The 25759-nt window shown below is 70.8% G+C and carries 20 protein-coding genes, 1 tRNA gene and 1 pseudogene; 6 read left to right on the top strand and 16 right to left on the bottom strand.

Features of this window, described 5'->3' with window-relative positions:
* Nucleotide 1: 1 nt before the first annotated feature.
* Nucleotides 2-856 (bottom strand): helix-turn-helix domain-containing protein, encoded by an 855-nt coding sequence (locus C4T78_RS22140; protein ID WP_143185792.1) that lies wholly within the window; start codon nt 854-856, stop codon nt 2-4.
* A 316-nt stretch (nt 857-1172) separates the two neighbouring features.
* On the opposite strand from C4T78_RS22140, the gene C4T78_RS22150 reads away from it, so the two are divergent.
* Entirely contained in the window at nt 1173-1514 is a 342-nt protein-coding gene (locus C4T78_RS22150) for a hypothetical protein (protein WP_146075833.1), read from the top strand.
* A 257-nt stretch (nt 1515-1771) separates the two neighbouring features.
* Here C4T78_RS22150 and C4T78_RS22155 read toward each other — a convergent pair whose 3' ends face one another.
* The 4 genes from C4T78_RS22155 to C4T78_RS22170 form a co-directional block, all read right to left on the bottom strand.
* Nucleotides 1772-4321: an HAD family hydrolase gene (locus C4T78_RS22155; protein ID WP_143185791.1), complete on the bottom strand. Its 2550-nt coding sequence runs from the start codon at nt 4319-4321 to the stop codon at nt 1772-1774.
* 360 nt (nt 4322-4681) lie between these two features.
* On the bottom strand, nt 4682-4987 hold the full coding sequence (locus C4T78_RS22160) for a hypothetical protein (RefSeq protein ID WP_093350913.1): 306 nt from the start codon (nt 4985-4987) through the stop codon (nt 4682-4684).
* Between the two features lie 146 nt (nt 4988-5133).
* Nucleotides 5134-6036 (bottom strand): phosphotransferase enzyme family protein, encoded by a 903-nt coding sequence (locus tag C4T78_RS22165; protein WP_093351196.1) that lies wholly within the window; start codon nt 6034-6036, stop codon nt 5134-5136.
* A gap of 38 nt (nt 6037-6074) precedes the next feature.
* Nucleotides 6075-7442 carry a helix-turn-helix domain-containing protein gene (locus C4T78_RS22170; RefSeq protein ID WP_093150584.1) on the bottom strand — a complete coding sequence of 456 codons (1368 nt, stop codon included), beginning with the start codon at nt 7440-7442 and terminating at the stop codon, nt 6075-6077.
* Nucleotides 7443-7663: 221 nt separating this feature from the next.
* Between C4T78_RS22170 and C4T78_RS22175 the strand changes: the two genes are divergently transcribed.
* Together C4T78_RS22175 and C4T78_RS22180 are read left to right on the top strand one after the other, a co-directional pair.
* Entirely contained in the window at nt 7664-7915 is a 252-nt protein-coding gene (locus C4T78_RS22175; RefSeq protein WP_235863449.1) for a hypothetical protein, read from the top strand.
* Between the two features lie 13 nt (nt 7916-7928).
* The gene (locus C4T78_RS22180) at nt 7929-8267 is read left to right on the top strand and encodes a hypothetical protein (protein ID WP_093150589.1); all 339 of its coding nucleotides are present in this window, start codon (nt 7929-7931) and stop codon (nt 8265-8267) included.
* A gap of 340 nt (nt 8268-8607) precedes the next feature.
* Here the strand turns inward: C4T78_RS22180 and C4T78_RS37435 are convergent.
* From C4T78_RS37435 to C4T78_RS22200, 4 genes and pseudogenes are all read right to left on the bottom strand, one after another.
* Nucleotides 8608-9003, bottom strand: a pseudogene (locus tag C4T78_RS37435) (GtrA family protein); the annotation flags it as partial.
* Nucleotides 8969-10396 carry a glycosyltransferase family 2 protein gene (locus tag C4T78_RS22190; RefSeq protein ID WP_093350908.1) on the bottom strand — a complete coding sequence of 476 codons (1428 nt, stop codon included), beginning with the start codon at nt 10394-10396 and terminating at the stop codon, nt 8969-8971. The gene C4T78_RS22190 and the pseudogene C4T78_RS37435, both read right to left, overlap by 35 nt.
* Nucleotides 10393-11907 (bottom strand): glycosyltransferase family 39 protein, encoded by a 1515-nt coding sequence (locus C4T78_RS22195; protein WP_177247533.1) that lies wholly within the window; start codon nt 11905-11907, stop codon nt 10393-10395. Before C4T78_RS22195 ends, C4T78_RS22190 begins: the two co-directional genes overlap by 4 nt.
* 413 nt (nt 11908-12320) lie before the next feature.
* On the bottom strand, nt 12321-15740 hold the full coding sequence (locus C4T78_RS22200; RefSeq protein ID WP_235863448.1) for an L-tyrosine/L-tryptophan isonitrile synthase family protein: 3420 nt from the start codon (nt 15738-15740) through the stop codon (nt 12321-12323).
* Between the two features lie 526 nt (nt 15741-16266).
* Here C4T78_RS22200 and C4T78_RS22205 point away from each other — a divergent pair.
* Nucleotides 16267-16839: a TetR/AcrR family transcriptional regulator gene (locus tag C4T78_RS22205; protein ID WP_093350903.1), complete on the top strand. Its 573-nt coding sequence runs from the start codon at nt 16267-16269 to the stop codon at nt 16837-16839.
* Between the two features lie 142 nt (nt 16840-16981).
* On the opposite strand, the gene C4T78_RS22210 is transcribed toward C4T78_RS22205, so the two are convergent.
* Nucleotides 16982-18157, bottom strand: a complete 1176-nt coding sequence (locus C4T78_RS22210) for an amino acid deaminase/aldolase (protein ID WP_093350900.1) — start codon at nt 18155-18157, stop codon at nt 16982-16984.
* Nucleotides 18158-18473: 316 nt separating this feature from the next.
* On the opposite strand from C4T78_RS22210, the gene C4T78_RS22215 reads away from it, so the two are divergent.
* Nucleotides 18474-19778 carry a D-arabinono-1,4-lactone oxidase gene (locus C4T78_RS22215; RefSeq protein ID WP_093350898.1) on the top strand — a complete coding sequence of 435 codons (1305 nt, stop codon included), beginning with the start codon at nt 18474-18476 and terminating at the stop codon, nt 19776-19778.
* 70 nt (nt 19779-19848) lie between these two features.
* Here C4T78_RS22215 and C4T78_RS22220 read toward each other — a convergent pair whose 3' ends face one another.
* The 6 genes from C4T78_RS22220 to C4T78_RS22245 all read right to left on the bottom strand — a co-directional run bounded on the left by C4T78_RS22220 (nt 19849) and on the right by C4T78_RS22245 (nt 24151).
* Complete coding sequence (locus tag C4T78_RS22220; protein WP_093351187.1) at nt 19849-20505, bottom strand: SDR family oxidoreductase; 657 nt, start codon at nt 20503-20505, stop codon at nt 19849-19851.
* 226 nt (nt 20506-20731) lie between these two features.
* Nucleotides 20732-21364 carry a hypothetical protein gene (locus tag C4T78_RS22225; protein WP_177241959.1) on the bottom strand — a complete coding sequence of 211 codons (633 nt, stop codon included), beginning with the start codon at nt 21362-21364 and terminating at the stop codon, nt 20732-20734.
* Nucleotides 21365-21636: 272 nt separating this feature from the next.
* The gene (locus C4T78_RS22230; RefSeq protein WP_093350895.1) at nt 21637-22425 is read right to left on the bottom strand and encodes an IclR family transcriptional regulator; all 789 of its coding nucleotides are present in this window, start codon (nt 22423-22425) and stop codon (nt 21637-21639) included.
* Nucleotides 22426-22520: 95 nt separating this feature from the next.
* Nucleotides 22521-22970: an HD domain-containing protein gene (locus tag C4T78_RS22235; protein ID WP_235863447.1), complete on the bottom strand. Its 450-nt coding sequence runs from the start codon at nt 22968-22970 to the stop codon at nt 22521-22523.
* Nucleotides 22971-22987: 17 nt separating this feature from the next.
* The gene (locus C4T78_RS22240; RefSeq protein WP_235863446.1) at nt 22988-23467 is read right to left on the bottom strand and encodes an anthrone oxygenase family protein; all 480 of its coding nucleotides are present in this window, start codon (nt 23465-23467) and stop codon (nt 22988-22990) included.
* Nucleotides 23468-24068: 601 nt separating this feature from the next.
* A tRNA-Leu gene (locus C4T78_RS22245) sits at nt 24069-24151 on the bottom strand.
* Between the two features lie 212 nt (nt 24152-24363).
* Between C4T78_RS22245 and C4T78_RS22250 the strand changes: the two genes are divergently transcribed.
* A complete protein-coding gene (locus C4T78_RS22250; protein WP_093350890.1) occupies nt 24364-25731 on the top strand; it encodes an FhaA domain-containing protein in 1368 nt (455 codons plus the stop codon).
* Nucleotides 25732-25759 lie beyond the last annotated feature (28 nt).

Raw genomic sequence — 25759 nt, forward strand, 5'->3', positions numbered from 1 at the left:
GCTACTCCTTCACACGTGAGGCGTGTTCCAGAGCGATGCTACGCAGCAGTTCAGCGGAGTCGGCTTCGTCGAGCGCCCGAGCTTGCAACGATGCGAAAAGACGCGCCAGCTCGGCTACATCCCGGATGTCGTCTATGACGTGACCGCCGAGCGGGGTGTCGCTGAAGGCGACATCGCAGTGGCCTGGATCCGAGAAGCGAAGCAACAAGATCGGGCCGTGGAGTCCCTCGTGCGAACCAGCTTCGAAGGGCAGCACTTGAAGCCGGATGTTCGGCCGCGCAGCGAACTCCGCAAGCCGTTCCAGCTGATCGACCATCACCTTTCGCGAGCCGATGACCCGTCGCAATGCTTCCTCGGCGATCACCACGTGAAGCGCCAGAGCACCGTCCTCGCTCAACCGCTCTTGACGCTTCAGCCGAACGTCCACCCACTGTTGGAGCTCGACATCTGTCAGCACCAGACGCCCTGCTTCGTGGATCGCACGCGCGTAGTTCTCGGTTTGGAGCAGGCCTGGGATCACGCCCAGCTCGAAGTGGAAGATCTCGCTGGCCTCTGCTTCGAAGCCGACGAACGGGGCCAGGTACTGCGGCAGCTTGTAGCTCTGCCACCACCCGCGCTGCCCGCTTTCCCTTCGCAGCTGGTGGAGTTGTTCGACCACGTCGTCGGGCGTCTTGTAGAGCGCGAGAAGGGCTTCGAGGTCTTTCGCCGACACCCTGGAATGCCCGCGCTCCCAGTGCCCGACCGTGGCACGCGATCGTTCCAGGTGAGCCGCTGCTTCGTCCAAGGACAAGCCCGCCTCGGTCCGAAGCTGTCGGAGCTGACGGCCCAGATGGATTTGCCGAGCGGTTCCTGCCATGCGCCCAGCTTTACACGCGACGTCGACGGTCAAGATCACCCGCTTGGGTAACTCGACGAAGTTACCCGGTAACCATTACCGTCTAACGCAGAGTCGCCGAGCGACAACAGGCCGTAGCAACGATCGGGGTGGACATGACGCAACCACAGCCTCGCTACTTCTGGCTTCCCGTCGTGGACGAGTCGGGCCGAAACGGGATGGTCCGGCATGCCTTCCCGGGAAGACGCCTGGATTCAGGCCTGAGCGGTGAGTCCTTCTGCGGTGATCAGTTCGGCCTCGCGGAGCCGTCCGAAGTGGACTGGATACAGGCCCCGTCGTGCCGAAACTGCAACTCCGCACTCAAGGCGGCGAAGGGATGATCATGCCGAACCTCGCGATGTTCTGGGTGATCACGGCCGTCGCCGCTGTTCTGGTCGCTTTCTTCGTCGTCCACCGGGTCTTCTCGTACCGGCCGCAGCACGCCGGGGGCGGGGATGGCGCGCTGACCGTTCGGTACCTGATCGAGCGTGTCGAGGCCGAGACCAGTGGTGGTCGGCATCGTCTGCGCGAGCCCGACTCCGGTGGGCGCGGCTCCCCCGACGTAGTCGTGCCGACTTCTGGGTTCTCGCGGAATACCGAAGTGTTCCAGCGGGTACTCGCTGGGCTGCAACGGCTTTAGACCCGGTCCCGGCTGTTCTGCCCCCGACCAGGCAGCCGGGACCGCCCTGCTCGCAAGGCAATCCGCGCTTTCGCGACGCGGATCCATGGCGCGGGCGGGAGTTCCCCTCCCCGCTCCTGCTCGCAGCGGTGCCCCGCGGTCCTCCCCCGGCCGCGGGGCGCTGCGCTTCCCGGCTCGTTTCGGCTGGTCAAGTACCGTGAGTGGTTTGGGGTGTTATAGCGCCCCAAAGCACTCACGGGAGCTTGGACGGCTGAATCTCACTTGGGGCGGAGGCGGGTGCTCGACAGGAGGCGTTCGGTCGGGCGGCCTTCGGGATCCAGGAGGGCCGGAGGAACCATCAGCCAGGGTTGGCGGAGTCCTCGGCGGGTTGGGCCCCCCGGGGCGTAGAGGGGGCGGAAACCCTGGTCCACCAGGGAGATCGCGTAGTCGACCGCCACCTCCTGGTTCCCGTTGAGGGCTGCCGTGCCGTGCCAGGGCATCACGCCCGAACCGCCGAGCGGGACGAAGCGGAGCCTGCCCGGGGTCGGGCGGATCGACAGGCTCATCCGGACGCCCTCCCGCCACAGGACCTGGTAGCCGAGATCGGCGTCCACGTGCTTGTTCGCCAGGTAGGTGATGGTCTCGCGCCAAGCCGAGACCAGCAGATCACCGCGGGCCCGGCGCACCTCGGCCGGTGTCGAGCGGTCGGTCAGGTCGAAGGGATCCGCGTAGATCCGCTGCGACCAGGCGAGCGGATCGCCGCCGTGGCACGGGATGTCCACCGCGTGCAGCACCGACCGGAACAGCTCCGCGAACCTCGGCTGACCGGCAGCCGACGGGTCGCGGGTGGCCGCTTCGGCCAGCGCCGCTCCCGGATTCCGGAGGACGTCCAGGCCCGCGAAGGCCGCTTCGTACCTCTCGCGGTGCGCGCGCAGGAGTTCCGAGCGCTGGCTGCGGTCGCCGCAGGCCGGGTGCGCGTCGGCCGCGTCGTCGAAGTCCTCGACCGACACCAGGTCCGCCGCGCCGACCGCGGCCACCTGCCGGGCGAACTCCCGGTGGTAGGCCGCGCACCGGTCGGGCTCGCGGAACCGGAAGTGGCTGGCATCGGTGAGCGCCCGGACCCGGATCCCCGGCGGGTGCACCTGCCGGACCGCCGCGTCCAGCTGCCGCAGCCGGACCAGCATCGCCAGCTCCGCCAGGTCGGGCAGACCGCCGAGCGCTTTGAGCCGGGATCCGTCCTGCTTCAGCGACGGCCCCACCACGACGAACGGGATCGGCTCGCCCGCTTCGACCGGGCCGCGCAGATCCCGCTCCGCCACCGCGAGCGGATAAGCCGACCTCGACGCGCCGAACGGCTTCGCGGTGATCACCTGCCACACCGCCCGGACCCGGTCGGCTCCCGCGGTGATCGCCGAACCGAGCTTCCGGCCGCTGGTCACGGCGGTCGCCACCAGCGAGTCGACGATCCGCGCCTGCTCGGCAGCGGTCAGCTCCGCGCCGCGGCCCCAGATCGTCGGGCGGGTGCTCAGCTCACCGACCCGCAGCCCGCTGAGCGAGGTCACGTGCGACAACTGCGGCTCGCGGGCATGACCGCGGCCGAGCGGCACCGGGTGCGGCAGCGACTCGAAGGTCTCGATGCCGTCAGCGGATTCGCCCGAGGTGAAGCCCGGCAGGCGGACCGGGATCACCAGGGCACCGGGGAACGCGGTGCGCAGCGCGGCCCGGTTGGCCGCCGAGTCGTCGAACGCCGCGACCAGCTCGTACCCGTGGAACTCCCGCAGCGCGGCCACCTTGCGCTCGGCGACGGGGCCGTCGTCGGAGGTGCGCAGGTCGAGGTGCCCGAGCCCGCAACCGGCCAGGAACTCCTCGGTCGCCGCGCGCACCCGGTGCCGACGGCCGGTCAGCCAGACCACCCGAGCGCCCGCCTGCTCCAGATCGCGGACGTACCGCTTGATGCCCGGGGCGAGGGTGTCGGTCAGCAGCGCTTCCCCGTGCCACGCGATGTTCCGGCGGTACTCGGCGTGCAGGCCGGCGCCGCGCCGCAAACCGTTCCGCGCCAGGAACGGCCGCCAACCCGCCGGGTAGAGGCCGGGCAGCACAGCGGGATCGGCGAACTCCGCGATCCCGTGCGCCGCGCCCACCCGCCGCACCGCCTCGTGGACCCGCTGTCTCGGCTGCACCGCGCAGAAGTCCAGGTCGACCGCCACCAGCGGACGCGGCAGCCCGCTCTCGCGGCGGCACCGCGCGCTGCGCTCGCGGACCGTCCGGAGCACCTGGCGCAGCAGCTCGTGCTGACGCGCTCCGACGACGTGCACGAACTCGCGCCACGGGTGGTCACCGGCCAGGCGAGCCGCGGTTTCCGCCGACAGGTTCCGCAATTCCTGCGAGACCACTTCGTCGAACGCACCGCGGATCCGCTCCTGCTCCTCGCCGGTGACCAGCACGCCGGCCGCGGCCAGCTCGGTCAGCCAGCCGTCCAGCGCGGTGATCGCCGCAGGCACCTCCGCGGCCGGGCGGACGCCCTCGACCACGACCCGGCCGGTGGCCGACGACTCCGGCCCGAGCTCCACGCCCACCTCGCCCGCGGGCAGCGAACCCCTGGCCAGCAGACCGCGGAAGGTGATCAGCAGCGGCCGCACGACGAACTCGGCGAGGTGGTCCCGCGCCGTCCAGTCCCCCGGCCGGTCGGCCACCAGCCGCTTCAACGCCAGCACATCTCCCGGGAAGTCACCGCGCACCAGATCACCCAGGGCGAGCCAGTCCCGCTGAACGGGTGCGCAGTACAACCTCAGCAGCGCGTCGTCGGCCAGCGCGCTCCGCAACCCCACGCGGAATCCCGGCATTTCTTCCGGACTGCACAAAATCATCTCCCATCACGGATTTTTCCGATCCCGGCGAGCGAATTGGCCGGGATGCGGCGAGAATTCGACTGCGGTGAGAAAGAGATCAAAGGGAAGTGGTTTCGGTCACTTTTTCCGAGCACGTCGCCCGAACCGGCTCCGGGCACGGCGGATGGGCGCGGCAGATGGCCCCGGCCGAGCCGGAAAACCGGCCGCTACCGGGGAAAACGCGTACTTCAGCCCGACCGAACTGCGCGCTGCGATTTTCGGCGCACCAGCAGAAAACGCTGGTCGCAGGCGCGATTCACCGAAACGTCAACGATGACGCGCCGGTCGCCGAGCGGTCATTCAGCGTCGGTGAGTTGCACCGACACCCAGACCATCCGGTTCCTCCAGGCGGAGCAGCGCGGCGCGGCCGCGCCGCTCCAGCTCCCGGCGGGTGATCCAGCCCTTCGCGTAGTGCCGGTAGTTCTGGGCGAGCAGCACCAGTTCCGTGAGGTGGTCGGCGTGCCGTCGCCGGACGTCCGCGGGCAGCAGCGGCAGCGAGGCGACTTGGGAGTCCACCACGTCGTCGAGCGCCTGGGCGGAGCGCAACGCGCGCGCCCGGCGCCAGCGCGGGGACAAGACCCCCAGCAAGAACTCCGCGACCATCATCGACAACCCATCCAGTTGCAACGCCCTGACGGATCAGTTCCCTCGTATGGTTTACCCCTTCGGGTCAGCGTCGTCACCAAGAATGACCAAAAGAGCGCAGCGTTCGGCCTCAAGATCGCCCGTTCGGGTGTAGGACTGTCTGTCGATCAGCTGTAGGGGGCCCACTGCGCGGCGAGGTCGCCGTCGCGCATCGTGCGCAGCCGCCGGTGCAGCTGCTCGCGGAGCCCGGGATTGCTGCGCACGATCGGCAGCACGCCGGTCGTGATCTTCAGCTCGCGCAGTTCCCGCAGCACCGGGAAGCCTTCCCACCCGGTGATGTCGAAGCCGTACGCGGCGGCCAGGTCGTCGTACCAGGACGGCGGGTGCCCCATCCGCAGCCGGCCGACCGCCAGCGGCGTCAGGTCCCACTCCGGCGGCCCGACGCACAACGAGTCGAGGTCGCACAGCAGCGGGCCGTCCGGACCGCCGATCACGTTGCCCAGGTGCGCGTCCGCGTGGATCACGCACTGCGGCAGCGGGAACCGCAGCTCGGCCAACTGCTCCTCGACGTGGTCGCAGCGCTGCTCCAGGAAGTAGCGGTCGGCCGGGTCGATGTCCACCGCGTCGGTCAACCGGCGCCGGATGTCGGCCATCGGCTGCCAGTCCAGGAACGTCGGCGACAGCGGTTTCGAGTGCATCAGCCGCAGCAGCGCACCGAGGTCGGCGCCGTCCGGCACCGGCCCGATCTCCGGCACGTAGCGCCAGAGCGTCGCCAGGTGCTCCCCCACCTGGACCGGCTGCTCGAAACCGGGCAGCAACCGCACCGCGGGCACGCCGTGCACCGCCAGCCAGCGCGCGGCGTCGACTGCGTTGAAAGCTCGGTAACCGAACGACGGGGACAGCACCACGCGGACGATGACGGGATCGTCGCGGAGCAGGAAGACCCCGTTGTTGATGAATCGGATCAGTCGCGCACCCCGCGGATCCAGTCCGGCGGAAGCGCAGATCTCGGCCAGCGCCAAGCCCAGTTCAGGCGGGACTCGCTGACCCTGTTCGACGTATGTCTGCATGCTCATGGTGTTCGCACCGGCGCATCGATCCGGGCAGCTCACGCCTGCCGGAACTGCCGGACCTCTTCGAACAGGTCGCGGGCGTCGGAATTGGCCCGGTGCTTGGCCGCTTCCAGCTCCAGCGGCTTGAGCCGGTCGGAGACGCGGGCCGATTTGACCCGTTCGCCGTGCTGCAGCGCGCGGCGGCCGACCTTGATGCCCTCCTGGACGTCACCGGCCCGGAAGTGGTTGGTGGCCTGCAGGCTGAGCCCGAAGACGTGGGTGCGCTGCATGTCCGCGCCGTAGGCCTCGTTGCACTTGATCGTCTCGGCGACGGCGATCGACGCGTGCTTGCGCGGGTCGAACACGGCCAGCGCGTCGTGCGCGGAGCCGATCATGCCGTGCAGGTCGTTCTCGTTGAAGAACCGCACCCAGTCCGGCGCCTCGCTGGCCTGCGCCCGCGCGAACTCGTCCTTCGTCCGGCCGACCATCTTCTGCACCTGGTCGGGCCGGTTCAGCATCCCGTACGCCCAGGCCTCGTTCGCGCACAGCACCGCGACCGTCAGCGCCGATCCGGACTCCTGCGCGGCGATCTGCCCCAGCTGGAACAGCTTCAGCGCCTCGTTCGGCTCCTGGTGGTGCAGGTACACCCGGCCCATCCGGTACAGCACGCTGGCCAGCAACCCGTGGTCATCGGCCTGCTTGGCGAACTCCAGCGCCTTGCCGAAGTGCCCGCGCGCCGGGTCCAGCAACCCGACGTCGAACGAGGTCCACCCGGCCAGGCTGTGCATGTCCGCGAGCGCCACGAACAGCTGCTTGCGCACCAGGTCGGTGGAGGTCGAGTCCAGCAGCTGCTGCGCCCAGGACAGCTGGGCCACCACGGCGTCGCGGCAGGTGCCGCCGCCGTAGCGGTAGTCGAGATCGCGCAGGGCCTTGGTGGCTGCCTGGATCTGCTGCACGTCGGTCATGCCGATCCGGGCCGGCGCCGGTGTCTGCGCGTTCGCCGGGAGCCAGCTGGTGGCCTCCCCGAACACGGCAGCGCCCATGGTCACCTGGGCGGCGTGGGACAAGAACTTCCGACGCTTCACCGATTCGTCCTCCTCAGCTTCGAGGGCGTTGGTCGCGCTAGCGACCCGCATCGCGGTCGCCCCGTCGTAAGCGAGGCCCATGTAGCCCCGCGGGATACCCAGCCCGTCGGCGATCCTGGCCAGCACGTCGTAAGCCATGACCTGCCGACCCTTGAGGATCTCGGACACCTCGGATTGCGACTGGCCCGTGGAGGCCGCGATCTGGCGCTGCGAGACACCGCGTCGGCGCAGTTGCTTGTAGATCTCGCTGACGTCCCGCCGGGCCAGGGCGTCCCGCATCTCCCGATCGTTCCAGACGTCGGGTGTAACGGGAGAGCCGCTAGAACCGATGATGTTCATTTAGACCCCCTGACGCTCTGCACGGGCGTTGGTCGCAGGGTAAGGGCACTGCGGCAGCCCGGTGAAGCCCGCTTCGGTAGAGGTGATCGGTTGCGCTGAAGTCCGCCGACCGTTCGTCGTCGCCATTGGCCCGGTCGGCGCCCGACGACTAGGCGAACCCGTCGACTGGGACCAATCTAGTCATCAGCAAGCAACCGAGCACGGACGGGACGGGAAGCGAAGTGGACGAGCAGATGCGGGAAACCGGGATCGGCCAGTCGGCCGAGTCCGCTCCGGCAACTGCCGACCACCGGCGTTGGTGGCAGGTGGACTGCCGCGATCTGTCGAACGCCCACCGGAACCTGGCCGTGCTGGTCGACCGGGATGAGGTCGAGCTCGTCGGACCGCCCGGCCACGCCGCAGTGCTCTCCGCACTCGGCGTGCGCCAGTTGTCAACAGCGTTGCGGGATGCCGCGATGCAGGCGAGAAAGTGACGGTGACGTTCCTGTGGACGAGATCCTGGGTCAGGTGCTGCGAAACGCGGTGCGCGAGCGGCTCGACATGCTGAGCGAGCTCGCGGACCGGGCGGACGCCACCTCCCTGCTCTCCGTAGCGCGTTCCGAACTGCCCCGGCTCACCGAGGGGTGGCGAACGCTGCTCACCGCCCACGAAGCCGACGAGAAGGGCAACTGCCCGGAGTGCTCCAGCCGCTGGCGCCCGCAGAAAGCACCGTGCTCGGTGTGGCGCTCGGCGTACGAGCACCTGGTGGCAGGTGCCCTGGCTCCCCGTCCCGCTCGGCACCAGCGACCGGCGCACGCTCTGCGCCCGGTGGCGCCGGTGCCGTAAAGCCGGCGGACTCGGTCCCGGACAGCAACACCTCCTCCCCGACCCCGGGCAAGACCGAGCAACCGCCAGGTGACGGCCGATGGGCGACTGGTCGCGTTTCCCCGACCTCGGCCAGCGCGCATCGGCCGTCACCGCGAAAAACTCCACAGTGAGAAGAACTTCCGCGGGCTGGTGCTGACGCACTCCCCTCCCCCCGACCGGTGCTGGTCCGCGGACTCCAACCGCTTCGGAACCCGTTTCCCCGGACGGCTCCGAAGTGAGGATGGGAAGGCCCTGGCAGCTCGTTTCCCCGACCGAGCCGCCAGGGCTCTTTCCTTTCACCGGGCCGGAATACCCAGCGGTTCAGCGCGACGAACCGCAGCACCGTGCCGATCCCGCTGAACACCGCCAGCGCGAACAGCTCCAGCAGCACTCCAGCCGTCGGCACCGCGGCGCGCACCAGCAGCAGCCCCAGCACCGTGACCGCGTAGGTCACCGCGAACGCCAGCAAACCGCGGATCTGCACCGATGCCGTGGAGTTCGGCCGGTCCCGGAAGGTGAAGCGGCGGTTGAGCTCGGTGTTGGCCATCGTCGCCGCGACCAGCGCGACCAGGTTGGCCAGCAGCGCCGGGCAGCACGGCCGCAGCGCCGCGAACAGCGCCGCGTGCAGGGCCGTCGAGAACGCGCCGACGCAGGCGAACGGGAGCAGGCGCCGGGCGCCGTCAGCGCGCGGTGTCCGCATCGAGCACGAGGCCATGGGCCGTCAACTCCCAGTAGTGCCTGCGCTTCGGGCGCACCAGCTGGGTCACCGCGCGGATCGCGGCCACGCTCATCAGCGCCCAGTACAGCGGGATCGTCAGCATCGCGGGCACCGCGCGGTGCAGCCCGGGGCGCACCATGCAGGCGACGATGAACAGGTAGGTCGTGGCCAGGTTGCCGAGCAGCATCACCACGACGCCCGCGTAGAGCACCGGCCCCGGGTACAGCGGCTCGATCCGGCTCGGCCCGTCCAGCAGGTACCAGCAGGACAGCGCCCAGAAGACCGGGTTGCACAGCACCGTCAGGTTGCTGACCGCGAAGGTGAGGTGGAAGCTCGCGAACCGGCGCCAGCCGAGCTCGGCGAGCAGCCGTCGCGGGTGGCGCATGTGCACCAGCCAGGTCTGCAGGTGGCCCTTGATCCAGCGGCTGCGCTGCCGGATCCAGTTGCCGGTGCGGCTGTTGGCCTCTTCGAGCGTGACCGAGTCGAGCATCCGCACCTGCCAGCCGCGGCGGGCGATCCGGATCCCGAGGTCGGCGTCCTCGGTGACGTTGTGCGGGTCCCAGCCGCCGAGTTCGCGCAGCGCCGAGGTGCGCAGGTGGTTCGACGTGCCGCCGAGCGGGATCGGCAGGTCGAGCCGGTCCAGGCCGAGCAGGGTGAGCCGGAAGTTCAGCGCGTACTCGCCGGCGAACATCCGGGTCAGCCAGTTCGTCCACGGGTTCCAGTAGGCGAGTTCGGCTTGCAGGCACGCGACTTCCGGCGGGTGGTGGGCGAACGCGGCGGCGGCCTTGCGGAGCTGGTCGGGTTCCGGCCGGTCCTCGGCGTCGAAGATGACGCAGTGCTCGGCGGTGACCCGGGCGAGGCCGACGTTGCACGCGTTCGGCTTGGTGCGCGGCCCGCCTTCGGGCACCACGACGATCTCGTACTGCGGGCCGAGGTGGTGTTCGGCGAGCGCCGACCGCGTGGTGCTGTCGTCCTCCTCGACGAGCAGCAGGACGTGCAGCTTGCCGACCGGGTAGCGCAGCGCGTCGAGGTGCGCGAGGAGGCTGGGCAGCACCGCTTCCTCCCGGTGCAGCGGCACCAGCACGGCGTAGCTCGGCAGCTGGTCGTCGGGGATCTCGGTGCCGACCGGCTCGACGGCGCGCGGCGCGATCAGCACCAGGAACACCCGGTAGCCGATCACCAGCACGTAGCAGGCGGTCATGGCGATCACGCCGACCTGCGCCCAGGCCAGCGCGGACACGCCGTAGCCCGTCACCGCCCAGAGCAGCACCGTCCCGATCCCGAAGGCCAGCGCCGCCAACGAGAACCGGCGCTGACCGGTGCTGAGCAGCTCCCGCGCGCTCAGGTGCTCCGGCAGCGGAGCGATCGCGGATTCCGCCCGGGTGCTCATCGGCAATTCCCGCGAAGCCGGTAGACCTGCCGGTCGGCATCCGCGTACACCAGCGCGTAAGACCTGGTCAGCTGCGGTTTTCCGTGCAGGCTGGTCCACACCCGGTCGGGCAAGCCGCGGGCGCGTCCGAGGTGGATCCACCGGATGCCGTGCGCGGCCGGATCGGCCAGCGCCGGTTCCCACTGCCGGTAGCTGCCCTCGTAGACGACCTCGCGCAGCGGGATGCCGGATTCGAAGTTGACGGTCTCGTTGTTCCATGACTGCATCAGCACCCGCCCCCGGTCGTAGTGCTCGCGCAGCCAAGCCGCGCCGCGCGCGTTGGTCCGTTCGGCCGCGCCGGCCCGGAAGGCCTGCGGCTCCTGCAAGGTCGCGATGCCGCCGACGGCGAGCAGCACCGAGGCGATCCCGGCCGCCACCGGCGCGAGCCCGGCCAGCACGCGCGGCCGCACCTGCGCGGCCAGGTATCCGATGAGCAGTGCCGCGGGCACGATCACGGCCAGCCCGAACCGGACGTTGTACAGATCTCCGCTGATCTGCGGGACGTGCAGCGGGCGCTGCCCGGATCGCAGCGCGAAGACGTAGAAGACGGGCAGGACCAGCAGCAGCACCGGTGCCATCGCCTCCGCCCGCAAGCGCGTGCGCCACACCAGGAAGCCCAGCCCGACCGCAGCGGCACCCAGCACCACCGGGCCCAGCACCGCGACCACCGCCCACAGGTAGCTAGCGCCCGCCACGGCCCAGTTCCCCACCGCCGGATCGCCGGCAGCCACCCACAGCTCCGGCTTGGCGAACTCGCCGCGCAGGAAGTTCAGCGGATCGCCGAAGATGATCGCGTTCCAGCCGATCCAGCCCACCACGCCGCTGGCCGCCAGCACGCCGAACAGCACGAGGTCGGCCCGGACCGCGTACCAGCGGCCGTCACCACCGGCCCGCCGCCACGACCGCCAGCCGACCGCGGCGACCAGCACCGGGAGCAGCACCCAGCCCTCGTAGCGCACGAGCGTGGTCAGCATCGTCGCGAGCGCGCAGAGCAGCAGGTACCGGAGCTCGTCGGTGCGGCACCACGCGACGAAGCACGCGATGGTCGCCGCGATGCCCGCCAGCATCGGCACTTCGGTCATGGGCGTGCTCTGCAGGTAGAGCACGTTCGGGTTGGTGGCGAACACGGCTGCCGCGACGACTCCGCCGACGGTCCTGCCGGTGATCCCGCGCCCGGCCCGGTAGAGCCAGCCGGTCGCCGCGACGTAGCAGGCCATCGACAGCACGCACGCGCCGATCCCCGACCGCAGCAGCGGATCCCACTCCACCAGCGGCGCGGCCAGCAGGTGCGGCAGCGGCAGCCAGACGCCGCCGAGCTGGGCGGCTCCCGGTGTCGAGGCGCCGGAGACGCGGCCGGTGATGAGCAGGTGGGACATGGCATCGGCGTAGGCGAGCGTGTTACCGGAGAGCGCGGTGACCACGCACGCCCCGATCGACAGCAGCGCGGCACCGACCAGCACGGCGATCAACACGGGATCGCGAAACCGACCGGCGAACCGCACAGCGGGACGAAACGACACTTCCTCCCCCATTCCCGTGCCCGACGATCCCCCACCGCCACGCACGAACCCACTCGTGAGCGGCAAAGGTCGCAAGAACAACCAACGCCGCTCACGAACCCACGCCACCCACTCGTGAGCGGCGAAAGTCGCAAGGGCGACTAGCGGTGCTCACGAGCTTGGAGTTGGGCATGTGCCTTCGGGCCTCGTGTTTGAGGCTGGAGGCTGGATTTGTTGGTGAGCCGTTGCGTGTGGAGCGGCGCTGCGCTGGCCGGTTCCGAAACGGCGTTGCACTCAGCTTCCAGGGCGTTGAGCTGGACCGCAAGGAAAGCGCCCCGAGGGGATGCTGTCCTCGGGGCGCGCGTAATCGTCGGGCTTCCGGGGCGTCACTTCCGGCGGAGCCGGGCCTTGGCGATGAGGTGCTCGTCCAGGCTCAGGCCGGACTGCGGCGCCGCACCCCGGGGCGTGGGCACGTGCGAGCGCTGCGCCGGGTGGGTGCGGTCGGCCGGGACCATCGCCCACGGCTGCCGCGGTCCCAGCAGCGGCGAGTAGACCGGGACGAAACCCTGGTCGAGCAGGGAGATCGCGAAGTCCACCGCCACCGTGCCGCGCGGGTCGAGCACGCCGGTGCCCTGCCACGGCAGCAGACCCGAGCCGCCGAGGTAGGTGAAGCCCAGGCAGCCCTTGCGCACCGCGCTGAGCGTCAGCCGCACCCGGTTCGGGAACATCCGCTCGTAGCCGAACTCCTCGTCCACCTGCATGGTCGCCATGTAGCGGATGACGGTGTGCCAAGCCCGGCGCAGCACCGCGCAGCGCGCCTGGCGCACCTCGGCCGACACGCTCTGGTCGCCGAGGTTGTAGACGTCGGCGTAGATCGCGGTGGACCACTCCAGCCGGTCGACGCCGGTCGGCACCGAGACCGGCACCGAGTACACCATCGACATCAGGATCTCCCGGAACAGCCCGATGACGTGCGGTGCGAAGTCGTCCGCGCCCGCCGTCCAGCGGTGCACCCGCTCCAGGGTGCGCAGCGGGTTGTCGGTGATGTCGAACTCCCGCAGCGATTCGCCGAGCAGCCGCCGGTACTTGGCGATCCGCTCCGCGCGCTGCGCGGGCAGCCCGGGCCCGAGCCGCTGCTCGGCGACCACGTCGATGTCCTCGACGAGCGTGCGGTCGCCGATGCCCGCCAGATCGGCGTACTCGCGCAGCTTCCGCTGGTAGGCCTCGGTGATCGCGGCCGGGCGGCTCCGGAAGTGCCGTCCGTCGGTGAGGATGTTGAAGTGCAGGCCGGGCGGGTGCACCGCGCTGATCGCCCGCTGCATCTCGCGCAGCCGGGCCATCGCGCCGAACTCGGCCAGGTCGGGCAGCGGACCGCCTGCCTTGAGCCGGTTCAGGCACTGCTTGACCGGGAAGCCGAGCAGCACCACCTCGATCGGCTCGCCGCGCCGCACCAGCGGTTCGGCGTCGGCCCGCAGGTCGGCGAGCTGGTAGTTGGCACGGGAGCCCTTGAAGAACTGCTTGCGGGTGAGCACGTGGTGCACCGCGGCGAGCACCTGCTCATCCGCCGCCGGCCCCCGGTCGAGCCCGAACTTGGCCGCCGCGGCCTGCCCGGTGCGCGCCGCCGCGCGATCGGCGTCGGAGAGCACCGAGTCCACGATGTCCCGGGTCTCCTGCGCCGTGAGGTGCACGGCCCAGCGCTGCGCCAAGCGGTTCTTGCGCAGGGCGCCGATCTGCAGCTCCTCCAGCGAATGCGTGTTGGACAGGCGCGGCCCGATGCGCTCGTCGGGGCGCGGGCGGGTTTCGAAGGTGGCGATCACCTCGTCCTGGTCCGTGCGGCGCTCGGCGGCGAACCCGGGGATCGCCACCGCGACCGACCGCGCGCCACCGAACTCCGCGCTGATCGCCTCCCGACCGGCCCGCGCGTCGTCGAAGACCGCGACCACGTCGACGGCACCGAGGTCGTCCGACCGCAGCGTGCCGTCCTCGGGCAGGAACCGCAGGTCCGCCTCGGCGATCCCGGCCGCGGCCAGGACTTCCTCGGTCTGCTCGCGGAACCGCTCCTTGCGGCGGGTGTAGAACACCACCTGCCCACCGGCGTCCTGCACGTCCCAGGCGAACCGGGCCAGGCCCGCGTTGGCGCTGTCGGTGCGCAGCCGCTCGCGCGGGCGCGCCAGAAACGCGCGGACGAAATCGGCGCGCACCGCCGCCCAGTCCACCGCCGGGTAGCGCTCGCCGAGCCCGCTCTGCTCGACGAAGTCGTCCCAGGTCTCCGGGGAGTGGGTCGGCAGCAGCGGCAGGGTGCCCGCGCTGGCGAGTTCGAGGATGCCCTCCGGTGCGCCCGGCCGCGGCCCGGCGGTCGCGCGGGCGGCGTCGAGGATCCGTTGCAGGGGAACGAATCCGCACAGGTCGACGTCGATGGCCACCGCGGGCTTGGCGAGATCCGGGTTCCACCGGCGCTGCCGGGTGCGCTGCTGGACGTCGTCGAGCACCGACCGGAGCACCGCGTCCTGCTCCTCGGGCACGGTGTGCGCGTAGCACTGCAGCGGCTGCTCGCCCGAGAGCAGCTCCGCGGTGCTCGGCTCCAGGTAGCGCAGCTCCTCGGCGATCACCCGGTCCACCGCGTGCCGGATCTGGCCCGCCCGGCGACCGCCGCCGAGCTCGGTGAACCCGGTGCTGAGGCGGTCGAGCGTGCCGACCAGCGCGCGGACGCCCGCGGCGACCTCGGTGCGACCCGGCTCCCAGCTCACCCGGTCGTGGTCGGTGACCACGATCCGGCCGGTGGCCTGGAGTTCCGGGGAGAGCTCGACGGCCAGCCCGGTCTCGTCCAGCGCGAACAGGCCGATCCGGTGCACGTCGAGGGCCACCCGGAAGGTCCGCAGCAGCGGCCGGACGAAGTGCTCCAGGAAGTACTCGAGCTCGTCCTCGCGCCATTCGAAGCGGTTGTCCAGCACCACGCGGAGCAGTTCCGGCGTGCCCGCGGCTCCCGGGCGCAGCAGCGCGGAGAGCGGCACGGCGATGGTGCCGCCGGGGTGCGACGGGTGCGCGGGCGCCGGTTCGGCGAGGCGGAACAGCGCCGCCGCGCCGGTCCGGGTGTCGATCACCGCGCCCGGCACCGGCTGCGCCGCGCAGTGCATCCGCAGGTTCGGGTCCTCCGCGACGACCGCCGAAAACCGTTCCCAGCAGCGGATCTGCCGCTGCGCGCGGTCGCGCGAGGTGACCGAGCTCAGCTGCACGGTGCGGGCCCGGCCGTCGACGCTGAGCTGCCCGCTGGGCAGCTGCACGGCCAGGTCCGGATCGGTGACCGCGATCAGCAGGTCCGCGGTGAGGTCGGGGTCGGCGCCCGGCAGCAGTTCGACGCGGTCCAGCGGAACCCTCGTGCAGGGGCCGGGTTCCGGCGCGTCGGCCAGGGATCGGGTCAACCGCTGCAACCAGCTCGCGTCGAACACCTTCCGGGTGCGGCGCGATCGCACCAGGGCGCGGTACAGGTCGGCCCAATCCGGTTCACCGCCCAGCGGGACTCCGCTGCCGATGCCGGTGAGCAGCAGTCCTCCGCAGGCACCTCGCTCGACGCGCAGCCCGTACCCGCCCTCGCCGAGCAGCTCGTTCGCCGCGGCGGTGGTCAGCTGGTGCCGGAGCGCCGGGGCGTCCTCGGTCGCGGGCCGCCGGCTCGATCGGTGGGCCCGCTCCGCGGTCAGCCGCGCGGTCACGGCGTCGCGGTGCGCGTCGCGCACGGGACAGCGCAGCAGGCACGGGTAGCCGCGGCAGGGTCGTTGCAGGTCCTCGCGCTCCCCCAGGTCGGAGTCCACCGGGTAAGCACAACACGTCGAACGACGGGAAAACGAGAGGAAGCCGCGCAGTAACCCACAATGACCTTTCTGTCACGGAGAATGACGACCCGATCACCCTAGATAGTGACCGCGCGCGCTGACAACATGACTCAATGCATATCCGAATCATGTAACGCGGCCGGATCCGCAGGTCAGAGGCAGGGCTGTCACCCGGCCGATGACCAAATACCCCGATTGGTCAAGTCGTTGCCCGAGAAATCACCCGTTCGATTGATACCGTCTTCGGCATGTCCGGAGCGCACGACCGCCCGCGGGCCGGGAAACTTGGGACATCACCGGCATCTGGGAACCTCCTCGGAATTCACCGGTGAGCCAGACCGCCGGGTCGAACTCGGCACATCTCCCAGGGCTCCCCTGAAAGAGAATCACGGTCGTGGTCGGCAAGATGGTCAGTGAACATGATCAAGGAGTTGCCTTGCCAGCCGAAGTCGCCCCACTGCGCCGCAAGCCGGTCCAGCAGCGCAGTGCACAACGCGTGGAGAAGATGCTCGTGGCCTGCGCCGAGCTGATCGACGAGGTGGGGTACGACGGATTAACGACCACGCTCATCGCCGAGCGGGCAGGCGTCGCGGTCGGCTCCCTCTACCAGTTCTTCCCGGACAAGCGGGCGGTGGTGCAGGAGCTGACGCTGCGCAACCTGGACCGCTTCGTGCGCACCGTGTCGGCCCGCTTCGAGCAGCTGGAACTGGCGCACTGGTGGGACGCGGTGGACGCGGTCTTCGACGTCTACCTGACCATGCACCGCGAGGTGCCGGCCTTCAGCCGCCTGCACTTCGGCGACGTGGTCGACCTGCGCCTGCTGGACCCGGGCAAGGACAACAACGCGGTCATCGCGGAGAAGCTGATCGGGCTGCTCGCCGAGGAGTTCGGCCTCGACCCGCAGCAGCTGCTGCTCCCGCTGGCCGTCGCGGTGGAAGCAGCGGACGCGGTGCTGCACATGGCATTCCGCCGCGACCCGGCGGGCGATCCGACGCTGGTCGCCGAGGCGAAGGAGATGGTCCGCGGCTACCTGTCCAACCGGATTCCGGAGGAGCAGAAGCCGTCCGCGCCCTTGTGAGCGGCGGCAGCCGCTCGGGGCACGTGCGCAGCTCGCACCGCCGCGGGTTCTGAGTGCCTTCCCGGCGAGGACGGCCCCTCCGCCGTGCATCAAGCAGTCCGGGGAAGCACTCGGGTTCCGCCGAGCGCCCACCAGCGGGCCTTCAGCCGAAGGACCTGCCCTCGCCGCGGTAGGTCGGCACGGTGGTCAGCCGCCCGCCGTCGATCAGGTGGTAGTGGGTGAACCGCTCGGCCAGCTCGCCCGCCTTGGCGTGCCGGAACCACACCCGGTCGCCGAGGCGGAGCCGGTCGGCGGCCGGCCCGACGACGGGCGTCTGCACCTCGCCGGCGCCCTCCGTCGAGGTCAGCCGCAGCCCGCGCGGCCGGATCGGCACGGGCACCCGGTCCGCGCCCGGCGGGCCAGAGGCCAGGTAGCCGCCGCCGAAGAGGGTCGCGATGCGCGGTGCCGGCCGGTGCACGACCGGCAGCGCGTACTGCACCGCGGGTCGCGGCTGGAACGCCCGGTAGGCGTCGAAGAGCGAGGGCCCGATCAGCCCGGAACCGGCGGCGAGTTCGGTGACCGCCGGTTCCGCGGTGGTGCGCTCCAGGCTGCCGGTCCCGCCGCCGTTGACGAATTCCAGCGGAGCCAGCGCGCGCACCTCGCGGACGACCGCGGCGCGCCGCTCGGCCAGCTCGGCCGCCGACCGGCGCTGCAGCCAGCGCACCAGGGCGGCGCGCAGCGGCTGTCCGGCTGGTGCGTCGCCGATCCCGGCGATCTGGCCCTCGTACACCATCACGCCGACCAGTTGAAAACCGTTGCGGCGCACGATGGTCGCGGCGGCCCGGCGGGCCTGGTCGGCGCTGTGCACCGGAGAGCGGCGGGTGCCGATGTGCAGCCCGGGCAGCGGTCGCCAGGAGGCGTCGACCTCCAGGCAGAGCCGGATGTCCGGGCGGGTGGTGCCGACGGCGTCGTCGATGAGGTCGAGGTGCTCGGGCGAGTCCACCACGAGCGCGATCGCCGCGGCGGCCGCCGGATCGGCGGCCAGCTCGCGCAGCGCACCGCGGTCCACCGTCGGGTAGGCGACCAGGATGTCGTCGCTGAGCCCTTCCCGGTGCAGCCAGAGGGCTTCGGCGAGGCTGTAGCACATCAGCCCGGCGAACCCGGGAGTCCGCAGCGCGCGGCCCAGCAGTTCGCGGCAGCGCACCGACTTCGTGGCCACGCGGATCGGCCGCCCGGCCGCCCGCCGCACGAGGTCCGCGGCGTTGTGGTCGAACGCGTCGAGGTCGACCACCGCGAACGGCGGGTCCAGCTCGCTGGTGATCTCGTCTATCCGGGGCACGTCGACAACCGTAAGCCGAAAGGTCTTGTTATGTGAATCTCTTTCACATAATTTCTCTGCCCAGACGGTTGATCCCTTGTTCGGGTCGCAGCAGCGAGGCGTACCGCAACAACGGCATGAGCCGTCGCAAGCGCGTAGCGCTTGCCCCACCCTCGCAACTCGCACCGCCGCGGGTTCTCAGAGGTTTCCTGGCGAGGACGGCCCACCGGTCATGCATAAGGCTGGGCACCCGCAGACCAGGAAGCCTCCGAGGTTCCGCTACCAGCACCGCTACCCAGGATGAGCACGGAATTTCCAGGCACCGAAGGACGTGGGCATGCAGCGTTGGACCAACTGGGCCCGAACCGCCACCGGCACGCCGAGCAGCGTCCTCGCGCCGCGCGACACCGCCGAAGCCGCGGCCGCGATCCGGGAGGCCGCGGCCGCCGGACGCACCGTGCGCCCGCTGGGCACCGGCCACTCGTTCTCCAGCATCGGCTCGCCGGGCACCGGCTGCGCGCTGGACCTCTCGCACTGGACCGGCATCGTGCGCGCGGAACCGGACACCGGGCTGGTCACCGTCCGCGCCGGGACCCCGCTGCACCAGCTGAACGCCGAGCTCGACGGGCTCGGCCTGGCGATGGCCAACCTCGGTGACATCGACCAGCAGACGATCTCCGGCGCGATCTCCACCGGCACCCACGGCACCGGCGGCGCGCTCGGCGGACTGGCCACCCAGGTCGAAGCGCTGGAGCTGCTGCTCGCCGACGGCAGCGAACGGTGCTGCTCGGCCACCGAGAACCCCGAGCTGTTCGCCGCCGCGCGCGTCGGCCTCGGCGCCCTCGGCGTGATCACCTCGGTGACGCTGCGCTGCGTACCCGCCTTCACCCTCCACGCCGACGAGCGCCCGGTGCCGCTGGAGGAGGTGCTGGAAAGCTTCGACGAGCTGGCCGCCGACAACGACCACGCCGAGTTCTACTGGTTCCCGCACAGCGCGAACACACTGGTCAAGCGCAACAACCGGCACGACGGCCCACCCCGGCCGCTGCACCCGGTCCGGCACTTCCTGGAGTACGAGGTGCTGGAGAACCGGCTGTTCGGCACGGTCTGCAAGCTCGGCCGCGCGGTGCCCGCGCTGGTGCGGCCGCTCAACCGGATCTGCGCGGCGACCTGGTCCGCGCGCAGCTACAGCGACCGGTCGCACCGGGTCTTCACCACGCCGCGCAGCGTCCGGTTCGTGGAGTCGGAGTACGCGATACCGCAGGAAGCGCTGCGAGATGTGCTGCGGGAGCTGCGATCCGCCGCGCGCGGACTGGACGATCCGGTCATGTTCCCGGTCGAGGTGCGGGTCGCGGCGGCCGACGACATCTGGCTGTCCACCGCCTACCAGCGCCCGACCGCCTACATCGCGATCCACCAGTTCCAGGGCATGCCGCACCGCCGGTGGTTCGACGCCTTCGAGGACATCGCGGGTGCGGCGGGCGGCCGCCCGCACTGGGGCAAGATGCACCGGCTCGACGCCGACGCGCTGCGCGAGCGCTACCCGCGCTTCGACGACTTCCGCCGCCTGCGGGCCGAGCTCGACCCGGCGGGCGTCTTCCGGAACGCCTACCTGGACCGCGTCCTCGGACCCTGTGGATAACTCCGCGACCTGTCCACAGCGGGAGGCGATTCCAATGGAAATCAGATGTCCGATTCCCATTGGGATCGCGTCAGCCGAGTGCCTGGCGGAGGGCTTCGGGGATCGGGGTCGGCCCGTTGGCGAGCTCCAGCTCCCGCCCGATCGAGGCGGGTTCGTCCAGCAGTGCGAGGAGCACCGCCGCGACGTCCGCCCGGGTCACCTCGGCGCGGCCGACCTCCGCGGCCAACCGCACCCGGCCGGTCGGCCGATCGTCGGTCAGCCGACCGGGTCGCAGGATCGTCCAGTCCAGCGGCCGGGCCCGCAGATCCTCCTCGGCCGCCCGCTTGGCGTCCAGGTAGGCGCCGAAGACCGGGTCCACGTCGGACGGTGTCGGGTTCTTGGCGCCCATCGAGCTGACCTGCAGGAACCGCCGGACTCCGGCCTCCTGGCAGGCGTCCGCGAGCAGCGCCGAGGCAGCCCGGTCCACAGTGTCCTTGCGCGCCGCACCGCTGCCCGGGCCCGCGCCCGCGGCGAACACCGCGGCGTCCACACCGGACAGCGACCCGGCCAGGTCGACGGCGTCGATCCGCTCCAGATCCGCCACCAGCGGCTCCACGCCGTCGGCCCGCAGGTCCGCCGCGTGGTCCGGGTTGCGGATCAGCCCGAGCACCGAATCGCCGCGTTCGGACAGGCCCCGGCCCAGGTGTCGAGCGATCTTCCCGTGGGCGCCGGCAATCACGATTCGCATGCCGTCCAACGTAGGCCACCGACGGCTTCTGCACCGATCAACACAGCCTGTGGACAACTGGCCACGAGCTGTGGACAACTAGCGCGGAGTGTGGGGCGAACGGCCGCGCACCACAACGGGTGGTGCCGGCGGGCCGTTCGCCCCACACCTCATGGGTGGGGATGAAGAATGCGCAGTTCCAGCCGGAGTGGAGCGGCGCGGGCGGCTGGAACTGCGTCCCCAGGGGTTAGCTCCGGGTCGGCGCCGGGGCCTCGGTGGCGAGCAGCTGCTCGTAGACCACCTCGTTGACCCAGCGGGACACCGCGGTGTGCTCCACCGGTGGCGCGTCGGCGAAGCAGCGACCCGGCAGTTCGACCTGGACGTCGTCGCCGTCCGCGCTGAGCACCGCGATGCCGAACTGGCGGGCCCGGATCAGGCAGGTCTCGGTGAAGTCAGGCGCGATCGCGACGTTGCGCGGCACCACGATCGCCGCGCTGGTGAAGCGGGAGAACGGCACCGCGGCGGTCAGCGCGCTGCGCCAGTGCCGCGCCGGGGCGAGCACGCCGGAGAGCTGCGCGGCGGGCGGGGGCACCCGGCCGTCCATCTCCGGCCACACCCAGGTGGAGATCTCCGCGCGGTCCAGCACCGGGCCGCTGCCGAGGCAGAGCCGCTCGGCGTGCGATTCGGGCAGCAGTTCGGCCGTCGCGATGACCTGCCGCCCGTACAGCTTCACCGGCGGCAGCACGCTGCCCGCCCACCCGAGGATGTCGACCGATCGCTGCGCGAGCCGGCCCATGGAGGCGACCGGTCCCAGCGGGGACCGAAGTTGCGTCGTCGAGCAGGCTCGGACCTCGTCCTCGGTCCAGGCACGTCCCGGCATTCCGGTCACGGCGTTCCGCCTCCCTCATGAACAGCGCTTGCACTCCACGGCCACCGACAGCGGGGCCACGTTCGACTAAAACAGCTCGGGGCGGGTTCCGCGCTGCTCATCTGTGCTCGCTGCGACCGGCGGCGGGCATCGGTCGGTGACTGGTCGATGAATGACAACAGGACTTCAGCCCAGCGATGCCGCCATTCAGGTGATAGCGATGCGACTCCCAGGCCCCGTGCGCGGTTTCGGGATGTCGTGGCGCCCCGAACCGCGCACGGGTCTCACCTGGACAGCAGGTCGAGCTCGGTGCGGTCCAGCTCCACCAGCCGCTGCCGGATTCCCTCCGCGGCGGGCAGGAGCGCCTTGACCAGCTTCCCGACGTCGGCCCGAGCGCTGTGCGCCACCACGCCGATGGCCGCGACGACCGAGCCGCCGCCGTCGTGCACCGGCACCGCGACCGAGCAGTTCCCGAGCGTCATCTCCTCGTTGGCCTGGGCGAAACCGCGGCTGCGCACGCTCTGCAGCTCGCGCCCCAGCCTGCCGGGCTCGGTGATGGTGTAGGCGGTGTGCCGGTCCAGCCCGCGCTCGCAGTACTCGTGCACCACCGTCGTCGGCGCGTGCGCGAGCAGCACCTTGCCGACGCCCGTCGAGTGCAGCGGCAACCGCCCGCCGCTGCGCGAGATGATCGGCACCGCGCGCGGCGTGGTGAGCTTCTCGACGTAGACGACCTCCAGCCCGGAGCGGACCGCGAGGTGGACGTTGTCGTGGGTGTGGCGGCACAGCTCCTGCATGTGCGGCAGGGCGACCTCGCGCAGCCGGCTGTTCACCGGCGCGAGCAGCCCGATCTCCCACAGCCGCAGGCCGATCGCGTACCGGCCGTCGCCGTCGCGCTGCAGCGCGCCCCACATCTCCAGCTCGCGGACCAGCCGGTGGGCGGTGGCCAGCGGGATCTCCGCCCGCCGCGCGATGGCGGTCAGGGTGAGCCGGACGTGGTCGATGTCGAAGGCGGTGAGCACGCTGAGCGCGCGCGCCGTGACCGATCGGCCAGGATCCCGGCTGTTCCCCGCCATGTCGCCTCCCGTGGAGCGGCCACCGCGCCGCTCGGGTGTCACCAGCTGGGCCCAAGCCCAGCACAGTCGATCGTTTTCGCCAAGCCCGCGCCGGATCAGCGCAGCCCGAGCAGCTCCCGCATCCGCGCGTACTTGCGGGTGAGCCGGTCCCGGGTCGCGGCGTCCAGCGCGGCCAACCGGCGGGGATCGGCGTTGTGCGCCAGATCCGCCTCCTTGACCAGCAGCGCGCCGGGGGTTGCCAGGATCCGCGCGGCGTAATCGGCCGGTTGCTCGCCGGACCGCTTGGTCACGGCGAGCACGATGTCCCGGGTCCCGGCCGGGAGCGAGGCCCGCTGGAGCCACTCCTCGGTCACCGCCCCGTCCTCGACGGAGTCGTGCAACCAGGCCGCGGCGATCTGGGCCTCGTCACCGCCGCGCTCCCGCACCCCGGCGGCCACCGCGGCGAGGTGCTCGACGTACGGCCGCCCCGCCTTGTCGACCTGCCCGCGGTGCGCCCGCGCGGCGAACTCGGCGATCTCGTCCAGGCCCATGCCCCGCGCTCCCACAGCCGAACCGTACAAGATCAACTGATCTGCACCCCGGTGACCAGCGCGATCAGCCAGCACAGCAGGGAGCCGACGCCGGCGAAGGCCCGCACCAGGTTCCACCGGACCCACTTGGCCTCGAACCGCTCCCGCAGCGCGGCGATGTCCTCACCACCGGCGGCCAGCTCGTTGTTCAACGGCACGTTCGCCGTCCCGGTGACCAGGAACACCACCAGGTAGAGCCCGGCCCCGGCGACCGCCCACCACGCCCCCGGAGCGGCGGCGGACCACACCAGCCACGCGGCCACCCCACCCAGCACCAGCCCGCCGAGGAACATCGGCAGGAAGACCGGGTTCAGGATCGCCGCGTTGATCCGCTGCATCGAGGTGACGAACGCCCGGTCGTCGACGGCCCGCAGCCCGGGCATCACGGCGTAGCCGAACCCGGCGAACAAACCGGCCACCAAGCCGCTGCAGCACACCGCAGCGACCACCAGCACCTCCACCAAAACGCCCACTCCAGCCCCGAACCCGGACAAAAACACCGATCACCATAGGCGGCCGAACGCCACCGGCCCCCGAATCGGCCCGAGATGCCCCGAAACCGCAACCGAGTGGTGATCCCCACACTCCCGATCTGCCCCCGGTGTTCGCTGTCCGCTGAACCCGAACGCACCCCCGAACATGACAAACCCCACCCCACAACAAGAACGAGAAATCCCACTCCGAAAACCCCGCAGAAACCCCAAAACCGGCACAACCCGAGAACCAGAACGCCAAAACCCGAGGCCACCACCCCGACCACTACGACGTTCGGAGCAACGACGCCCAAGACCGAAGCCCAGACACCGAAGACTCCGGCTCTGAAACCTGCGCGCACGGCCGAGCACCTGAAGACCGAAACACTGAAACCCGGGAACCCCACCCCTGAACGGCCCGACGGGCGAAGCCCGGAGAACAAAGCGAACCGCTGGTCCCCGACCCAGGCCGGGAACGCCGCCCATCGCGAGGAGCGGAGAAGAAGGCCCCCACCGCACCGTGGGGGCCTACGGGGACTCGGCCCCCGTAAAGAAATACGAAGAAGGCCCCCGGCGAAGCATGAGCCGGGGGCCTTCGGAGTGGGCGAGGAGGGAGTTGAACCCTCACGTCCTTTCGGACACACGGACCTGAACCGTGCGCGTCTGCCATTCCGCCACTCGCCCGTGGCTTGGCTGGAAGCTTACACTGACTGCTTCCGGCCTTCGGCACCGGGGTCGCTTTCGCTTCCCTGCTGCCCTGTTGGCGAAAGTAGATTAGCACGGGCTGACGAGGGCCTTCGGCGGGGGGTCGGACTTGTTGGGAACTGGGCGGTGTCCCGGCCCGTTGACCCAGATACGATGGGTGTCAGGAGTCGTACGCGTGGAAGGAAATTGCCGTGGGCCTCGTGCAGCGCTTTGAGCGCCGACTCGAAGGCATCGTCGGTAACGGCTTCGCGCGCGTTTTCGGCGGGAAGGTCGTGCCCCAGGAGGTCGCCCAGGCACTGCAGCGGGAAGCCGAGCTGCAGGTCCGGGAGCTCGCCGGGGGTCGACTGCTCGCGTGCAACCACTACGTTGTGCAACTGAGCCCGTCCGATCACGATCGGCTCACCGACGACGAGGACCGGGTGACCGACCTCCTCGCCGACTGCGTTCAGGAGCATCTCACCGAGCAGGGGTGGGACACATATGGTGACGTCGTAGTCTCCCTGGAGCGCTCTGAGACGCTGCACACGGGACAGTTTCGAATCAGCTCGACCGTCGACCCCGACGTGACTCGACGGCCGGCACAACCGCGTACCGCAGGAGACCGACCCATGAGCCAGCCACCAGGCCACTATCCCCAGGGAGATCCGTACAACCAGCAGGGGCAGTACGGCTACGACCAGGGTTACGGCCAAGGCCAGGACCCCAACTACGGCTACGGCCAGCAGCAGCCCCCGGCTGCCGGCTACGACCAGGGCTACGGCCAGCAGCCCCCCGCCGGCGGTTTCGACCAGGGCGGTTACGGCCAGCAGCAGCCCGGTTACGACCAGGGCGGTTACGGCCAGCCCGCCGGTTACGACCAGGGCTACGGCCAGCAGCCGGGTTACGACCAGGGCGGCTACGGCCAGCAGCCGGGCTATGACCAGGGCTACGGGCAGCAGCCCGCTGCCGGTTATGACCAGGGTTACGGCCAGCAGCCCCCCGCAGCCGGCTTCGACCAGGGCGGCTACGGCCAGCCCGCCGGTTACGACCAGGGCTACGGCCAGCAGCCCGGTGGCTACGACCAGGGTTACGGCCAGCAGCCCGCTGCCGGTTACGACCAGGGTTACGGCCAGCCCGCCGGTTACGACCAGGGCTACGGCCAGCAGCCGGGCGGTGCCTACCCGCAGTCGGGCGGTTTCCCGGACCAGGGCGGCTACGGCCAGCAGCCCGGTGGCGCCTACCCGCAGAGCGCGCCCGGCGGTTACCCGCAGGGCGGCCCGCGCGGCATGATGACCGCGACCCTGCACCTCGACGACGGTTCGAACCGCTCGTACACGCTGCAGCAGGGCTCGAACATCATCGGCCGCGGCCAGGAGGGCCAGTTCCGGCTCCCCGACACCGGCGTCTCGCGCAAGCACATCGAGATCACCTGGGACGGCCAGAGCGCGATGTTGGCCGACCTCGGTTCCACGAATGGCACCACGGTGAACGGCACTCCGGTGCAGACTTGGCAGTTGGCGGACGGAGACGTGATCAGGGTCGGGCACTCCTCCCTGATCTTCCGCGCTCAGCAGGCCTGAGACCGCGAACCGCGTCCCCGACACGAGT

The sequence above is a fragment of the Saccharopolyspora kobensis genome, assembly GCF_900108315.1.
Classification (GTDB): Bacteria; Actinomycetota; Actinomycetes; order Mycobacteriales; family Pseudonocardiaceae; genus Saccharopolyspora; species Saccharopolyspora kobensis.